We start from the raw sequence: 14,789 nt of genomic DNA on the forward strand, positions 1-14,789 counted from the left end.
TCCTGCCTCCGCCGCGTACTCAACATGATCATGTCGTGTCGGGCTCCTTATGGGCACCTGCACGATCGGGCGCCACTGCGCATCCGCGACATGCGCTGAGCACAAGCACGCAGCACCCAGAGGTTCGCCTTCTTCGATGCCCACCGGCGCGTCCAGATTGCGAGACAACATGAAACGGATGCTCATCAATGCGACCCAGCCGGAAGAGCTGCGGGTCGCGCTGGTCGATGGACAACGGCTGTATGACCTGGACATCGAATCCGGTGCCAGGGAACAGAAGAAAGCCAATATCTACCGCGGCAAGATCACCCGAGTAGAGCCCTCTCTCGAAGCCGCCTTCGTTGATTTCGGCGCCGATCGCCATGGCTTCCTCCCCCTCAAGGAAATTTCTCGCGAATACTTTCTGAAGGACACTTCGGGGCGCCCCAGCATCAAGGAGGTGCTCAAGGAGGGCCAGGAAGTCATCGTTCAGGTCGACAAGGAGGAGCGCGGCAACAAGGGAGCGGCGCTGACCACCTTCATCAGCCTGGCCGGCCGCTTCCTCGTGCTGATGCCCAACAACCCCCGGGCCGGGGGCATTTCGCGCCGCATCGAAGGCGACGAACGCACCCAGCTCAAGGAGGCCATGGGCCAGCTGACGGTGCCGGAAAAGATGGGCGTGATCGTGCGCACCGCCGGCATCGGTCGCAGCAGCGAAGAGCTGCAGTGGGACCTCGATTACCTGGTACAGGTATGGGAGTCGATCACCGAGGAGGCCGGCAAGCGCCCTGCCCCGTTCCTGATCTACCGCGAGTCCAACGTCATCATTCGCGCCATGCGCGACTACCTGCGCCAGGATATCGGCGAGGTATTGATCGACAGTGCCGAGGTGCACCAGGAGGCGCTGACCTTCATTCGGCAGGTAATGCCCTCGTACCAGCAGAAGATCAAGCTCTACGCTGACGAGGTACCGCTGTTCTCGCGTTTCCAGATCGAGTCCCAGATCGAGACCGCCTACGAGCGTGAAGTGAAACTGCCCTCCGGCGGCTCCATCGTCATCGACCACACCGAGGCGCTGGTCTCCATCGATATCAACTCGGCACGGGCCACCCGTGGCAGCGATATCGAGGAAACCGCCCTGCAGACCAACCTGGAAGCGGCCGACGAGATCGCCCGCCAGCTGCGCCTGCGCGATATCGGCGGCCTGGTGGTGATCGACTTCATCGACATGAGCCCAGCGCGCAACCAGCGCGAAGTCGAGAACCGCATGCGCGATGCACTCAAGCTCGACCGCGCGCGGGTACAGATCGGCCGCATTTCCCGTTTTGGCCTGATGGAGATGTCACGCCAGCGCCTGCGTCCCTCGCTGGGCGAGACCAGCGGCGTGGTCTGCCCCCGCTGCAACGGCCAGGGCACCATTCGCGACGTGCGCTCGCTGTCGCTCTCGATCATGCGCCTGATCGAGGAAGAGGCAATGAAGGAGCGCAGCGCGCAGATCCGCGCCATCCTGCCGGTGCCCGTCGCCACCTACCTGCTCAACGAGAAGCGCGCAGTACTGGCCGATATCGAGAAACGCCAGGGCGTGCGGGTCGTAGTTCTGCCCAACCCCGAAATGGACACCCCGCACTACGATGTCCAGCGTCTGCGCGATGACCATGTCGAAGAGGAAGGCGAGCAGGACAAGTCCAGTTTCGAGCTGTCGGTCGACACCGATATCGGCAAGGAACCGGACACGAGCATCGCCAGGCCGGTAGCCCGCTCCGAGGCGGCCGTCAAGACGGTCATCCATAACGAGCCGGCTCCGGCTTCCCTGCAGCAGGACTCCAGTCCTCAGCCGAGCGCGCCGGCAGGAGCTCCTCCTGCGGCGGGCATGCTTGGTCGCCTGATCAAGGGGGTCAGCAAGCTGCTCGGCGGCGCCGAGCACGAGCCCGTCAAGCCTGCAGAAACCCGCAAGCCCACCCCTCCTCAGGAACAGGCTCGCAGCAGCGACAGCGAGCGTGGTGGCCGCCCACGTCGGCGTGCGCGAAGCGAAACCCCAGAAGAGAGCCGCGGTCAGCGCGGACAGGCGCGCCAGCAAGAGAGCGCCCGTTCCGATTCTCGCCAGGACTCTCGCCAGGACAGCGGCGCTGGACGAGGCGGTCGTGGTCGCGGCCAGGCACGTGCAGACAAGTCACAAGCCAGCGAAGAGGGGCGCCAAGGCAAGCCGCGCAGCCGCGACGAAGCCCCCCGCCGCAAGAAGGCCGAGCCCCAGGAAAAAGCGGCTGAGCCAATGCCCGAGCAGGCCAAAACGGACGATGGCAAGCCCAAGCGCACGCGCAACAACCCGCGCAACCGTACACGCCAGCATGCCATCAACCCGCAGGCCGAGGCCGAGCAAAAGCGCCTTCAGGCCGAAGCGGCTGAGCCGGCTGCGGCAAAGCCCGAACAGCCCAAGCCGGCACAGACGCCCCCCGAGCCGGTGAAAGCCGAGGCGCAGAAAGCCCAGGCGGATACGCCCAAGCCCAGCGACAAGGCCGCGGAGACACCCGTAGAGCCGGCCAAGGCCGAAGCGCAGAAAGCCCAGGCGGATGCGCCCAAGCCCAGCGACAAGGCCGCGGAGACACCCGCGGAGCCGGCCAAGACCGAGGCACAGAAAGCCCAGGCGGATGCGCCCAAGCCCAGCGACAAGGCCGCGGAGAAAACCGCCGAGCCGGCCAAGACCGAGGCGCAGAAAGCCCAGGCAGATGCCCCCAAGCCCAGCGACAAGGCCGCGGAGAAAACCGCCGAGCCGGTGAAAGCCGAGGCGGATGCGCCCAAGCCCAGCGACAAGGCCGCGGAGAAGCCCGCCGAGCCGGTGAAAGCCGAGGCGCAGAAGGCCCAGGCGGATGCGCCCAAGCCCAGCGACAAGGCCGCGGAGAAGCCCGCGGAGCCGGTGAAAGCCGAGGCGCAGAAAGCCCAGCCGGATGCCCCCAAGCCCAGCGACAAGGCCGCGGAGAAGCCCGCGGAGAAGCCCGCGGAGCCGCAGAAAGCCGAAGCATCCAAGGCCGATGCCCCCAAGCCGGCGGAAAAGCCCGCCGGGCCGGTGAAAGCCGAAGCGCCCAAAGCGGAAGCCCCCAAGCCGGCGGAAAAGCCCGCCGGGCCGGTGAAAGCCGAAGCGCCCAAGGCTGTGGATGAGCCCGCCGAGCAAGCGAAGCCTGAAGAGGCCAAGCCCACGGAACAGGCCGCCTCCCGACGCCGTCGCCGCGCACACAACGACCCGCGTGAGATTCGTCGGCGCGAGCAAGAAGGCCAGAAAGGCAGCCAAGGCTGACCCTGGCATGTAAAGCACTGGCCCGCGCAATGCGCGGGCCATTTTTTTCGTCTTGCCAGAGGGTGTCGAGGGGCAGAGGGGCTAGGGGCTTTCGATGGCCAGCCTGGGCTCGCGCTCGAGCGTAACGCCGAAACGCGCCTGAACGCTCTCGGCAACGTGGTCGGCAAACAGAAGAAGCTCTCCCGCATCACCGCCACCGAAGTGAACCAGCACCAAGGCTTGGCGAGAATGCACGCCAAAGTGCCCCTCACGCCACCCCTTGAGTCCGCAGCGCTCGATCAGCCAGCCGGCAGCCAGCTTGATCTGACCATCGCCAACGTCAAAATGCGGCATATCCGGGCAGTCTTCCAACAGCTCCAGGGCCTGGTCACGGCTCACGATGGGATTCTTGAAGAAGCTTCCGGCATTGCCCAGCTCTACCGGGTCAGGCAGCTTTTCCCGACGAATGGCACACACCGCCTGGGCTACCTCGAGGGGGCTGGGATTCGCACCGACACGCCGAGCCAGGTCGCCATAGGCGAGCCGGGGTGCTGCCTCACGGGAGAGGCGCAAGGACAGCCCTGTGATGACCACCCTGCCCTCCAGTTCTCGCTTGAAGATACTGTCACGGTAGCCAAAGGCACACGCCTCAGGCGTGAGGACCGCGCTGCTTCCATCTTCGATGAAAAGCACGTGCACTGCCTCGATCACTTCACCAAGCTCGACACCATAGGCACCGATATTCTGAATCGGAGCGGCGCCACAGTGGCCCGGGATCAGCGCCAGATTCTCGGTGCCCCACAGACCTCGGCCAGCCAGCGCCATGACCAACGGGTGCCACTCGACGCCGGCGCCGACATGCACCAGCACGCTGTCGCCGCGGCTCTCCAACCACCAGTGGCGCAGCGCAGGTTGGAGCACCAGCCCGGGCAGATGCGCGGGAAGGATCAGGTTGCTGCCCCCTCCCAGCAGCGTCAGCGGCCAAGCTTGCTCTGAGGCCAGACGCAACAGGCGGCGCAACGGCTCGATGGCAGCCGGCGCCGCAAAATGCTCGGCACGGCATGGCAGCCCCAGGGTATTGGCTCGGGAGAGGTCGTGATCGGCCAGCAGGATTTCGCTCAACGCCGCTGACCTTCGAGCCGTAGGGCGATCTCCTCGATCAGCCCGCGAGAAGCGGCCTCGACCAGATCCAACACTTCCTCGAAGCCCTGGTCGCCGCCGTAGTAGGGATCTGGAACCGGACGATCACGATGACCGGCAAAGTCGAGGAACAGGCCGAGATGAGCTCGACTCCCCTCAGGACACTGTGCCTGCAGTGCCGCCAGGTTGTCCTGATCCATGGCCAGCAGGTAATCGAAGCGCTCGAAGTCTTCACTCGATACTTGCCTAGCCCGCAGTCCGCTGAGGTCGATCCCGCGCTTGCGAGCCGCAGCGGCGGAACGAGGATCGGGAGATTTTCCCACGTGCCAGTGGGCAATGCCGCAGGAATCGACTTCGACGCGATCAGCCAAGCCCGCCGACTCGAGCTCGCGGCGAAACACACCTTCAGCGGTGGGTGATCGACAGATATTGCCCAGACAGACGAACAGCACACGCATGGCTTTCTCCTACGGGTTCGTTGACAGCAATGTGCGAACACGCTCCAGGTCCGCGAGCGTATCGACGCCGGCGGGATTCGGCTCGGCGGCCAGTGCGACCTGGACGGCATGGCCGTGGTGCAGGGCACGCAGCTGCTCGAGCTGCTCCAGTTGCTCGAGTGTGGAAGGCGCCCAGTCGCGGTACTCCGCCAGGAAACCCGCACGGTACGCGTAGATGCCGATATGCCTCAACCAGGCATCGGTTTCGAGCCACTGCGGACGCGTGGCGAAGGCCTCACGGTCCCAGGGGATGGGGGCACGCGAAAAGTACAGGGCACGCCCGGAGAGTGCCCGCACCACCTTGACCACGTTGGGGTTGAACAGCGTCTCGATGTCGCCGATCGGCTCGGCAAGGGTCGCGATGGAGGCCTCCGGGTCGTCATGCAGGCGTCGGGCCACCTGATCGATCAACTGCGGCGGGATCAGCGGCTCATCCCCTTGTACATTGACCAGCACGGCATCGTCGGCCAGCCCGAGCCGTTCGGCCACCTCGGCCAGGCGGTCGGTGCCGGAGGGGTGGTCGGCACGAGTCATCACCACCTCGGCACCCACGGGCAGCAGGGCATCGCGAATGCGTGTGTCGTCGGTCGCCACCACGACGCGACTGGCAGCGCTCTTTCCGGCTTGCCGCCAGACATGAGCCACCATGGGTTCACCGGCGATGTCGAGCAAGGGCTTGCCAGGCAGCCGCGAAGAGCCGAAGCGGGCGGGAATGACGGCAATGAAGGCGTTCTGCTGCGCCATTATGTCTCCCCGGTGCGACCGGGTGACGCTGGCAGCTTTTCATCGACACCCATTCGCCGCGCCTCTTCCGGCAGCATCACCGGGATGCCGTCGCGAATGGGATAGGCCAGGCCATCGTACTTGCACAGCAGCTCCTGGGCGTCGCGGTCATACTTGAGCTTGCCCTTGCACAGCGGGCAAACCAGCATGGCCAGCAGTTCCTTGTCCATCGTTTCACCTCTATCGTCCACAAGAATTGGCTCCGCCTGCTTGATCTTTCGGTTATCTCAGCTCAGCCAGGCGTCTGTCCAGCCAGGCCGCGAAGTCTCCCGGCGGCTCGGCTTCCACTTCCAGCACCCAGGCATTGCCGAGCCCCAGGCTGGCGCATTTTTCGGCATCCTTGGCCGTCATCACCACCGGCAGGCCGTCATCGAAGGCCAGGTCCTGCGCAGTGAAGCGATGATGATCGGGAAAAGCGTGCGGTGTCGCATCCACCCCCAGCGCGGCCAGGGTGGCAAAGAAGCGCTGAGGATGGCCGATCCCGGCGACGGCATGCACCGGTCCGTCAAAGGGCAGCGGCTCCAGGGCAGCCGGCTCACCTTCCTGCAGCGGGCGCCAGTGCGTCGGCACCAGGCGAAAGACCCAGGCATCCACGGGCGGAGTGAAGGACGGCTCGCCGTTGACCAACATCGCATCCACTCGTGCCAAGCGCGACAGGGGCTCGCGCAACGGCCCCGCAGGCAGACAGCGAGCATTGCCGAAACCGCGCTTGCCATCCACAACGACCAGCTCGATATCGCGCCCCAGCGCCAGGTGCTGAAGGCCATCGTCACTCAGCAGGATATCGCAGCCCAGCTCGAGCAGCGCCCTGGCACCGCGCGGTCGGTCGGGATCGACCACGACCGGCAATCCGGTCTGGCGCGCCAGCATGCGCGGCTCATCACCGCTATGCTCGCTTGGCGTCTGCGCCGTGACACGCAGGGGGTAGCCGGCCTGCCCCGCCTTGCCACCATAGCCGCGCGCCACGATGCCCGGCCGCCACCCCTGCTCTGCCAGATGGCGAGCCAGCCAGGCTACCAAGGGCGATTTGCCGGTCCCCCCCAGGGTCACATTGCCAACCACGATTACCGGGACACCGGCATGCCATGCCGTCCTACGCCCGTGCGCATAGGCCGCCCTACGACGCTCCACCACCCAGCGGTAAAGCGCCTCGAGAGGTCTCAGCGCCCTGAGCCAGGCAGCATCGTCGTAGGCTGCCTTCAACCAGCGGTCGCCCAGGCTCATGACACCGAGGTTTCCTGAAACTGCAGGCGGTGAAGGGCAGCATAGGCGCCGTCACGCTGCAGCAGTTCGGCATGGCTGCCCTGTTCGACGATCCTGCCCTGCTCCATGACCAGAATACGGTCGGCACGCTCGATGGTGGAGAGACGGTGAGCGATGACCAGAGTCGTGCGTCCCCGGCAGACCACCTCGAGAGCCTGCTGGATGTAGCGCTCCGACTCGGTATCCAGCGCCGAGGTCGCCTCGTCGAGCACGATCAGCGGCGCATCCTTGAAAATCGCCCGGGCGATGGCCAGGCGCTGGCGCTGGCCGCCGGAGAGCATCACGCCGTTATCGCCGACGATGGTGTCGTAGGCATCCGGCAGGCGGGCGATGAACTCGTGGGCATAGGCCGACATGGCCGCTGCCTCGATCACGTCGCGCTGCGCTTCCGGTACTCCGTAGGCGATATTGTCGGCCACGCTGGCGTTGAACAGCGTTACCTGCTGCGACACCAACGCAATCTGGCGACGCAGTGGCGCCAGGCGATAGTCATCGATGGGCACGTCGTCGATCAGCACCTGGCCGGATGTGGGTCGATAGAAGCGTGGCAAAAGGCCCGCCAGGGTCGACTTGCCGCTGCCCGAACGCCCCACGATGGCCACCATCTCGCCTGGCTCGACGACCAGGTCGATTCCCTTCAGCACTTCCGGCTGATCCTCAGCATAGCGGAAGTGCACCCCACGCAGCTCGACTCTACCCTGCAGGCGCTCGGGTTCATGTGTGCCCTCATCGGGCTCCAGTGGCACCTGCATCAGGCCGAACAACTCGCCAGCAGCGGCGATGCCCTTCTGGATCTCGCTGTTGATCTCGGTGAGCTGGCGTACCGGCTTGGCCATCAGCGATGCAGCGGTGATGAAGGCCACGAATTCCCCGGGGGTCATGTCGGCCAGCAGCGCCGGTGACATCGCAAGCCACACCAGCACGGCCAGCGACACGGCGATCAGGAGCTGTATCACCGGCGTGCTGATGGCCTTGGTCAGGGCTTCCTTCATCTTCTGCTGGCGGTTGTACTCGCTGGCCCGGGCAAAGCGCGCTTTCTCGAAGGCCTCTGCCCCGTGGGTACGCACCACGCGGTAGCCGGTCAAGGCCTCGGAGGCGACGTGGGTCACGTCACCCATGGAATCCTGAATGCGCTGGGAGATACGCCGAAAACGCTTGCTGGCATAGCTCACCACGGCACCGATCAGCGGCGTCACGGCAACGAACAGCAGGGTCAGCATCCAGTTCGTCCACAGCAGGTAGGACAGCAGGCCAATCACGAACAGCCCTTCACGCAGCAGGATGGTGATGGCGTTGGTCGCGGCACCGGTCACCTGCTCCACGTGGTAAGTGACGCGCGACACCAGGTGCCCGCTGGAGTGCGAGTCGAAGAAGCGCCCGGGCAGATGCAGCATATGGTTGAACACGTTACAGCGCAGCGCATGCACCACGTTGCGCGCCACGTTGCTCATGAAATAGGTGCCAAGGAAGGTGCCGAGCCCCCGGGCGGCAAACATGAAGACCACGAACAGCGGCAGCAGCAGGCGAAAGGCGGCATCGGGGTCCTGGATACCATCGATGAGCCGCTTCATCATCTCTGCCAGTGCCGTGCTGGAGGCCGCATAAAGGGCATAGCCGACGATCGCCAGGGCGAAGGAGACCCAGTGAGGCTTCACATAAGCCAGCAACTGCTTGTAGAGGGCCCAGCCCGAGCGTTGGGTCCGGTCTTGAGTCACGGTGTCTCCGCTTGCATGGATGTTGCCTGTGTTTCGCGCGTGGCAATGCGCACCTGGTGAATGCCGTGCACGCCGGCCTGATCCAGGGCACGAACCACGTCGGCATGCGCCGCCCGGGCATCGGCCTCGACCACCAGGCCGTGCTGCCGGGCCTGCTCGGCCTCGGCGGAGAGCGCCTGGCCGAGTTCACCGGCGCTGAGCTCACGCTCGCCAAGCCGGTAGCGGCCCTGCTCGGTAACCACCAGGGTCACCGGTGACACCTCCAGGGCGACACCGGAGACGCTGTCGGGAAGGGTAAGCTCGAGGGCCTGACGTGTCTCGAAGGTGGTCGAGACCATGAAGAAGATCAACAGCAGAAAAACCACGTCGATGAGCGGGGTGAGATTGACCTCCACCGGGTCGCGGCGACGGCGAACGAACTTCACGAGGCCTTCGCCTCCGCGGCGTTTCGTTCGCCATCACGCTGCTCGCTGAACCCCACTTCGCCGCGGTAATGGGCCAGGAACTCGACCACCTGGCCTGCCTGCTCTTCCATGCGCACGGTGATGTCCTCCACCCGACGCTGGAAATAGCGGTGGAACATCAGCGCCGGTATCGCCACGGTGAGACCCGCAGCGGTGGTCACCAGGGCACGCGAGATGCCGCCGGCCAGTTCGGCGGTTCGTCCAGCGCCATCGGCGGAGACGATCACGGCGAACACTTCGATCATGCCTACCACGGTACCCAGCAGCCCGATCAGCGGAGTAATGGCGGCGATGGTGCCGAGCGGACTCAGAAAACGCTCCATGTCGTGGATCACCGCAGTGGCGGCTTCCTGCAACCGCGCCCTGACCTGTTCGTGCCCCAGGCGCGCATTGCGCAACCCGGCAGCCAGCACGCCCCCAAGCGGCGAATGACCCTCCAGCCAGTAGAGGTTGACCTGGCCGCGCGCCACCAGCGAGCAGACTTCCTGCCCCAGGCCGTAGGGTGCAATACGCCTGGCACGCAGGGTCCAGAGGCGCTCGATGATGATCACGGTGGCCAGCAGCGAACACCCCAGCAGGGGGATCATCAGCCAACCACCGGCAATGAGCGCATCCATCATGTCCATGCTATTCCCCTCTTCACGCAACGACCGTCGCGATCAATGGCGCGATTCTACCGCATGGCAGCCCCCTTCGACACCGCTGCGGCGCCAGGGCATGCGCCGCTCGGCACCAACCAGCAAGGGCTCCGGTCCCCCCAGCCAGAAGGTCAGTGCGCCATCCTGGGCAGTACTCCATTGACAGCTTCCGGCATGGCGGAAGCGCCTGACCACCTCGGCATGGGGATGGGCGAAGACGTTATGACGACCGGCGCTGTAGATCACGTGGTCAGGTTCGAGCATCTGGACCAGCTGCGGGCCGGAGCTGGTGCGGCTGCCATGGTGACCCGCTACCAGCAGCGAGACCGGACGATCCACGTCCAGCAGGAAGTGGCGCTCTATCTCGCGACCTACGTCGCCAGTAATCAACAGACGCTCGCTGCCGACCGTTACCTCGAGCACGCAGGAACGGTCGTTGCTGGAGAGCGCCGCCGTCTCCTCGGGCGGCCAAAGCACCCGATAGGAAATTCCGTCTCGCTCCCAAGACTGGCCGCGCAGGCAGAGCTCGAAGGGTACGCCGATCGACTCTCCCGGAGGCGCCAGAAACCTTCCCACCGCATGACTCTCGGCCAGCACGGGTACGCCCCCGGCATGATCGAGATCGTCATGGCTGACCATCACGTCATCGAAGTTCTGGCCTGTCGGCCAGAGCGTACTCAGCGGTGCAAACCCCGAGGCAAAGCGCGGACCGGTATCGTACAGTAGACGATAGTTGGCACTGCGCAGCTCGATGAGCTGCCCCTGCCCCACGTCGTAGATACGCACTCGCAGCGAGCCTGGTTCGGGGGCAGGTGCTGCCAGCCCCAGCATGGCCGGGACCAGCAGTAGAGCCCCTCCCACGCGAAGCCCTCTTCCCAGCCCTGGGAGCGCCCAAAGCGCGGCCATGAGGATGAGCATGACCGCTAGCGGCAGAACGAGCTCCGCAGACGGCCACCACAACGGCAGTGACTTGACGGCAAACGCGAGCAACTGGATCAGCACCGCTGCGGCCTGCTCGAACAGCCACCAGCAGAGTGGCCCAACAAGCGGCAGGGGGGCCAGCAGCCAGCCAAGCAGGGCGAGGGGGACCAGCACCAGGCTGACCAACGGTACCGCCACAAGGTTGACCAGCGGTGCCGCGGGGGCAAGGCGGGCGAAGGCCAGGAGCACGGCAGCGGCCATCAGCGGAGCCAGCATCGCCTGGGTACGCACCAGCCCCCAGGCCCAGCCCCCGATGCCGCTTGGCCGGCGCCGTCCCTGCCAGATCAGAATCAACAGCGCCACGGCGACGAAAGAGAGCCACAGGCCCGGGCGCCAGAACGACAGCGGATCGACCATCACCACCAGGCCCAGCGCCAGCCACCAGGCCTGCCACGGACCAGGAGCGTGTCGCCCGCTGGCCACCCAGAGCCCCACCAGGGTCATGATCATGGCGCGCATGGCCGGTGGCTGCAGGCCCGCCAACCAGGCGTAACCAATGGCCGCCGCTCCGGCCAGCCACCAAGGCCAGACCGCCAGGCGCCAGTGCCGGGGCGTCACCAGGCGAGCCAGGCCACGCCCCAACAGCAGCGTAAAGGTGGCTACCAGACCCACGTGCAGGCCGGAAATCACCACCAGATGGGTCGTACCGCTGGCATTGAGCAGGTCCCAGTCGCTGCGCTCCAGTCGATCGCCCGCGCCCAGGGAGAGAGCCGCCAGCCAGCGCCGAGCCTGCGGGGAGAGGTCCTGTCGGTCGAGATGAGCAAGTGCGCGATCGCGCAGCGTGGTGGGCGCTGCCGCCAGTCGCTCGGCGGCGGGCTCGCTGCGTACGTAACCGGTTGCTTGGATGCCCTCGCGCCATAGCCAGGCGCCATAGTCGAAGGTGCCGGGATTGGCAAAGCCCGCTGGCGGCCGCAAGCGCACCGTCATGGCCCAGCGTTCGCCCGGCTGCATCTCGGGAGCCTGAAAGTAGCTGACTCGCACCCGGCGCAGGGAATCACAAGGCAACCGGCCGGCTTCCAGGGGGCGGCAGGCTTCGACACGCACCAGCAGGCGGCTGAGCCGTTCTTCATCGTCGACGGCTTCGATACGCCCTTCCAGCAACAGGTCGGCCCTGAGCAGCCCATCAGGCAGGACGGCACCTTTGGCCAGCAGAACCTGGGCTGCAGTAAAGGCCACCACCCCCATCAAGAGCATGCCGCGCTGGTGCCCAGCGCCGAGTACCAGCAACAGCCCGAGCGCCCACAGCTCGAACAGGCCAGCCGGTGCCCAGCGGCCGAGCCCAACCCCCAACAGTGCCGCCAGTGCCAGCGGCATCGCCATGCCCAAACGCACTCCCTTGCCCCCGAATCCTTGCCCTGGCTCACTGCGTGGCGCCATATTCCGCATGCGGCATAGCCGGCCGCGCCCCATCCATGGATAATACCCGGGTCCCGAAGCAGCGAGCCACTTCGACATGCCGCGCCGATTCCTGCAGCGCTACATGCCTAACCCCGATACGCTCAGGCGCCAGCGCTCGCTGCGCTTCATGAGTCGTATGATTGGCGACCCCGGCCTGTGGGTGTTGTCACGGCGGACCGTTGCCAACGCCTTCTCCATCGGCCTGTTCAGCGCCATGCTGCCGATTCCTTTCCAGATGGTGGTGGCCGCCTTTGGTGCCTGGCTGCTGCGCTGCAACCTGCCGCTGTCGGTCGGACTGGTGTGGATCACCAACCCACTGACCATGCCGCTGATCTTTTACGGCAACTACCGTATCGGTGCCTGGGTGATGGATACGCCGGTGCGCGAGGCCCCTGCCCGCCTGTCGACCCACTGGATCGCCTCGCGCATGGCCGACATACTGCCTGCCCTCGCGGTGGGCTCGGTGGTGTCGGCCATCGTGTTGGCCATCGTTGGCAACCTGCTGGTGCGCCTGGTGTGGCGCTGGCACATCTCGCGCAGCTGGAAGCAGCGCGCTACCAGGCGGCGGCTGCGCCGCCTGGAACTGGAGGACTGACCCCCATCGAGGGGCCCGGAAAGTAGGCTTTCAGAGCTGCTCGGTCAGGCGACCGCCATCCAGTTTCATCACCCTGTCCTGATGCGCGGCCAGTGACGTATCGTGGGTGACTACCACGAAAGCGCACTCCGTCGTCCGCGCCAGCTCATCCATCAAGGCCAGGATGCTGGCTGCGGTACTCTGGTCCAGGTTGCCGGTCGGCTCATCCATCAGCACCAGGCTGGGGTCGGTGACCAAGGCTCGGGCGATGGCCACTCGCTGACGCTCGCCACCCGAAAGCTCCCCCGGCTTGTGATCGGCACGGTGCTCGATTCCGACCTTGACCAGCAGCTCACGCGCGCGCGCCTCGGCGGCCTTCTTGCGCAGACCTCGCACGATGAGCGGAAGCGCAGCGTTCTCCAGGGCAGTGAACTCCGCCAGCAGATGGTGGAACTGATAGACAAAGCCGATATGCCGGTTACGAAACTTGCCCAGCGCCGCCTCCCCCAGGTCCAGCAGCGACTCTCCCGAGATGCAGACCTCACCGCGGGTGGGACGGTCGAGTCCACCCAACAGGTTGAGCAGCGTGGTCTTGCCCGAGCCCGAGCTTCCCACTACGGCGACCCGCTCGCCGGCACGCACCTCGAGTGAAAGCCCATCGAGCACAACGACGTCCTGGGGACCCTCGTGGTAGATCCGGGTCAGGTCACGGCAAGCCAGCATCACCTTGCCGCTGGCAGTGCGCTCCATCAGCTTTTCCTTGTTCACGGCGGCTGAATCATTCATAGCGCAATACCTCGGCGGGCTGCACGCGTGAGGCGCGCCAGGCCGGATAGAGGGTGGAAAGGAAGGTCAGGCCAAAGGCGGCGGCGATGATGTTGCGTACGTCACCCCAGTGCAGGCGCGATGGGAGATCGCTGATGAAGTAGACCCCGGCGTCGAGGAATTGGATGCCCAGCGCCGACTCCACCCAGCCGATGAGGTCGGAAATGGTCAGGGCCAGCACGATCCCCAGCCCCACGCCTACGGCAATACCGATCACGCCGATCGCCAACCCCTGGACCACGAAGATGCCCATGATCGAGCGCGGGGTGGCACCGATGGTGCGCAGGATGGCGATATCGGCATGCTTGTCGGTCACCACCATGACCAAGGTCGAAACGATGTTGAAAGCGGCCACGGCAATGATCACCGTGAGCAGCAGCGCAATCATGCGCTTCTCCATCTGTATGGCCTGGAACAGGTTGCCGTGGGTGAAGGTCCAGTCAATGCCGCGATAGTCGCTGCCCAGCTCGTTGATGATCGCCCGCGTCTCCGGGGCGGCCTGGAAAAGGTCGTCGAGCTCCAGGCGCAGCCCGCCCACGGCGTCGCCCAGGCGCGCCAGGGTCTGCATGTCCTCGATGTTGGCATAGGCCAGGTTGGCATCGAGATCGGCACCGACGCTGAAGATACCGCTCACCGTGAAGCGCTTTAGCCGGGGAAAGACCCCGGCCGGGGTGATCGAAGCCTCCGGTACCAGCAGGGTGACCCTGTCGCCGACTCCCACGCCCAGGTGGCGCGCCAGCAGCGAACCCAGCACGATATTCCACTCCCCAGGCTGCAGGTCATCGAGGCTGCCCCGCTGCATGTGTCGGCCGATGATCGAAACGCGATCCTCCCATTCGGGATGGATACCGTTGACCATCGCACCTTCATTGCGACCAGCCGCGGAGAACATGCCCTGCTGCTGGACATAGGGTGCGGCGCCGATCACGCGTTCCCGCTGCGTCAGCTGCTCGGCCAAGGCCTCCCATTCGACCAGGCCGCTGCGCGCCTCGATCTTGGTATGCGGCACCATCCCGAGGATTCGTGTGCGCAGCTCGTGGTCGAAGCCGTTCATCACCGAGAGCACCAGGATCAGCACCGCCACGCCCAGCATCAGGCCCAGCATGGAGGTCAGAGAAATAAAGGAAATGAAGTGGTTGCGGCGCTTGGCGCGCACATAGCGCAACCCGATCAGCAGTGGCAGGCGGTCGAGCATCATCGCGTTCCTTGTCAGAGGAGGCCATGGTACGGTTTTTTGCGTCGTCCTGCATCGGCTACACAATCA

At 65.5% G+C, this 14,789-nt stretch carries 13 protein-coding genes; 2 read left to right on the plus strand and 11 right to left on the minus strand.

Going from position 1 to position 14,789, the window contains the following annotated elements; all coding sequences use genetic code 11:
- Positions 1–169 precede the first annotated feature (169 nt).
- A complete protein-coding gene (gene rne, locus H1D44_RS06810) occupies positions 170–3,268 on the plus strand; it encodes a ribonuclease E (RefSeq protein ID WP_181514088.1) in 3,099 nt (1,032 codons plus the stop codon).
- An 81-nt stretch (positions 3,269–3,349) separates the two neighbouring features.
- Here the strand turns inward: rne and murB are convergent, their stop codons facing one another.
- From murB to H1D44_RS06855, 9 genes are read right to left on the minus strand one after another with little or no spacing between them, the layout of a single operon-like run.
- Positions 3,350–4,369 carry a UDP-N-acetylmuramate dehydrogenase gene (gene murB / locus H1D44_RS06815; protein ID WP_181514089.1) on the minus strand — a complete coding sequence of 340 codons (1,020 nt, stop codon included), beginning with the start codon at positions 4,367–4,369 and terminating at the stop codon, positions 3,350–3,352.
- The gene (locus H1D44_RS06820) at positions 4,366–4,845 is read right to left on the minus strand and encodes a low molecular weight protein-tyrosine-phosphatase (RefSeq protein WP_181514090.1); all 480 of its coding nucleotides are present in this window, start codon (positions 4,843–4,845) and stop codon (positions 4,366–4,368) included. Before H1D44_RS06820 ends, murB begins: the two co-directional genes overlap by 4 nt.
- 9 nt (positions 4,846–4,854) lie before the next feature.
- Positions 4,855–5,628 carry a 3-deoxy-manno-octulosonate cytidylyltransferase gene (gene kdsB, locus H1D44_RS06825; protein WP_181514091.1) on the minus strand — a complete coding sequence of 258 codons (774 nt, stop codon included), beginning with the start codon at positions 5,626–5,628 and terminating at the stop codon, positions 4,855–4,857.
- Positions 5,628–5,837 carry a Trm112 family protein gene (locus tag H1D44_RS06830; protein ID WP_181514092.1) on the minus strand — a complete coding sequence of 70 codons (210 nt, stop codon included), beginning with the start codon at positions 5,835–5,837 and terminating at the stop codon, positions 5,628–5,630. The genes kdsB and H1D44_RS06830 overlap by 1 nt, the downstream gene beginning before the upstream one ends.
- Before the next feature lie 52 nt (positions 5,838–5,889).
- Positions 5,890–6,891 carry a tetraacyldisaccharide 4'-kinase gene (lpxK, locus tag H1D44_RS06835; protein WP_181514093.1) on the minus strand — a complete coding sequence of 334 codons (1,002 nt, stop codon included), beginning with the start codon at positions 6,889–6,891 and terminating at the stop codon, positions 5,890–5,892.
- A complete protein-coding gene (msbA, locus tag H1D44_RS06840) occupies positions 6,888–8,645 on the minus strand; it encodes a lipid A export permease/ATP-binding protein MsbA (RefSeq protein WP_181514094.1) in 1,758 nt (585 codons plus the stop codon). The genes lpxK and msbA overlap by 4 nt, the downstream gene beginning before the upstream one ends.
- Positions 8,642–9,070, minus strand: coding sequence for a biopolymer transporter ExbD (locus H1D44_RS06845; RefSeq protein WP_181514095.1), 429 nt, complete (start codon positions 9,068–9,070; stop codon positions 8,642–8,644). The genes msbA and H1D44_RS06845 overlap by 4 nt, the downstream gene beginning before the upstream one ends.
- Positions 9,067–9,735, minus strand: coding sequence for a MotA/TolQ/ExbB proton channel family protein (locus H1D44_RS06850; protein WP_181514096.1), 669 nt, complete (start codon positions 9,733–9,735; stop codon positions 9,067–9,069). Before H1D44_RS06850 ends, H1D44_RS06845 begins: the two co-directional genes overlap by 4 nt.
- A gap of 33 nt (positions 9,736–9,768) precedes the next feature.
- Positions 9,769–12,048, minus strand: coding sequence for a DNA internalization-related competence protein ComEC/Rec2 (locus tag H1D44_RS06855; RefSeq protein WP_181514097.1), 2,280 nt, complete (start codon positions 12,046–12,048; stop codon positions 9,769–9,771).
- Positions 12,049–12,181: 133 nt separating this feature from the next.
- On the opposite strand from H1D44_RS06855, the gene H1D44_RS06860 reads away from it, so the two are divergent.
- The gene (locus tag H1D44_RS06860; RefSeq protein ID WP_181514098.1) at positions 12,182–12,721 is read left to right on the plus strand and encodes a DUF2062 domain-containing protein; all 540 of its coding nucleotides are present in this window, start codon (positions 12,182–12,184) and stop codon (positions 12,719–12,721) included.
- Between the two features lie 30 nt (positions 12,722–12,751).
- Here the strand turns inward: H1D44_RS06860 and H1D44_RS06865 are convergent, their stop codons facing one another.
- Entirely contained in the window at positions 12,752–13,486 is a 735-nt protein-coding gene (locus H1D44_RS06865; RefSeq protein ID WP_181514099.1) for an ABC transporter ATP-binding protein, read from the minus strand.
- Positions 13,479–14,720, minus strand: a complete 1,242-nt coding sequence (locus H1D44_RS06870) for a lipoprotein-releasing ABC transporter permease subunit (RefSeq protein ID WP_181514100.1) — start codon at positions 14,718–14,720, stop codon at positions 13,479–13,481. The genes H1D44_RS06865 and H1D44_RS06870 overlap by 8 nt, the downstream gene beginning before the upstream one ends.
- Between the last annotated feature and the right edge of the window lie 69 nt (positions 14,721–14,789).

This window comes from Billgrantia kenyensis (assembly GCF_013697085.1).
GTDB classification, from domain to species: Bacteria; Pseudomonadota; Gammaproteobacteria; order Pseudomonadales; family Halomonadaceae; genus Halomonas; species Halomonas kenyensis.

Bases quoted from the DNA above. Each gene is read 5' to 3' on its own strand.
- kdsB (WP_181514091.1), bottom strand. From the start codon at position 5,628: ATGGCGCAGCAGAACGCCTTCATTGCCGTCATTCCCGCCCGCTTCGGC.
- lpxK (WP_181514093.1), bottom strand. From the start codon at position 6,891: ATGAGCCTGGGCGACCGCTGGTTGAAGGCAGCCTACGACGATGCTGCC.
- H1D44_RS06865 (WP_181514099.1), bottom strand. From the start codon at position 13,486: ATGAATGATTCAGCCGCCGTGAACAAGGAAAAGCTGATGGAGCGCACT.
- H1D44_RS06830 (WP_181514092.1), bottom strand. From the start codon at position 5,837: ATGGACAAGGAACTGCTGGCCATGCTGGTTTGCCCGCTGTGCAAGGGC.
- H1D44_RS06820 (WP_181514090.1), bottom strand. From the start codon at position 4,845: ATGCGTGTGCTGTTCGTCTGTCTGGGCAATATCTGTCGATCACCCACC.
- H1D44_RS06855 (WP_181514097.1), bottom strand. From the start codon at position 12,048: ATGGCGATGCCGCTGGCACTGGCGGCACTGTTGGGGGTTGGGCTCGGC.
- H1D44_RS06850 (WP_181514096.1), bottom strand. From the start codon at position 9,735: ATGGACATGATGGATGCGCTCATTGCCGGTGGTTGGCTGATGATCCCC.
- H1D44_RS06870 (WP_181514100.1), bottom strand. From the start codon at position 14,720: ATGCTCGACCGCCTGCCACTGCTGATCGGGTTGCGCTATGTGCGCGCC.
- H1D44_RS06860 (WP_181514098.1), top strand. From the start codon at position 12,182: ATGCCGCGCCGATTCCTGCAGCGCTACATGCCTAACCCCGATACGCTC.
- rne (WP_181514088.1), top strand. From the start codon at position 170: ATGAAACGGATGCTCATCAATGCGACCCAGCCGGAAGAGCTGCGGGTC.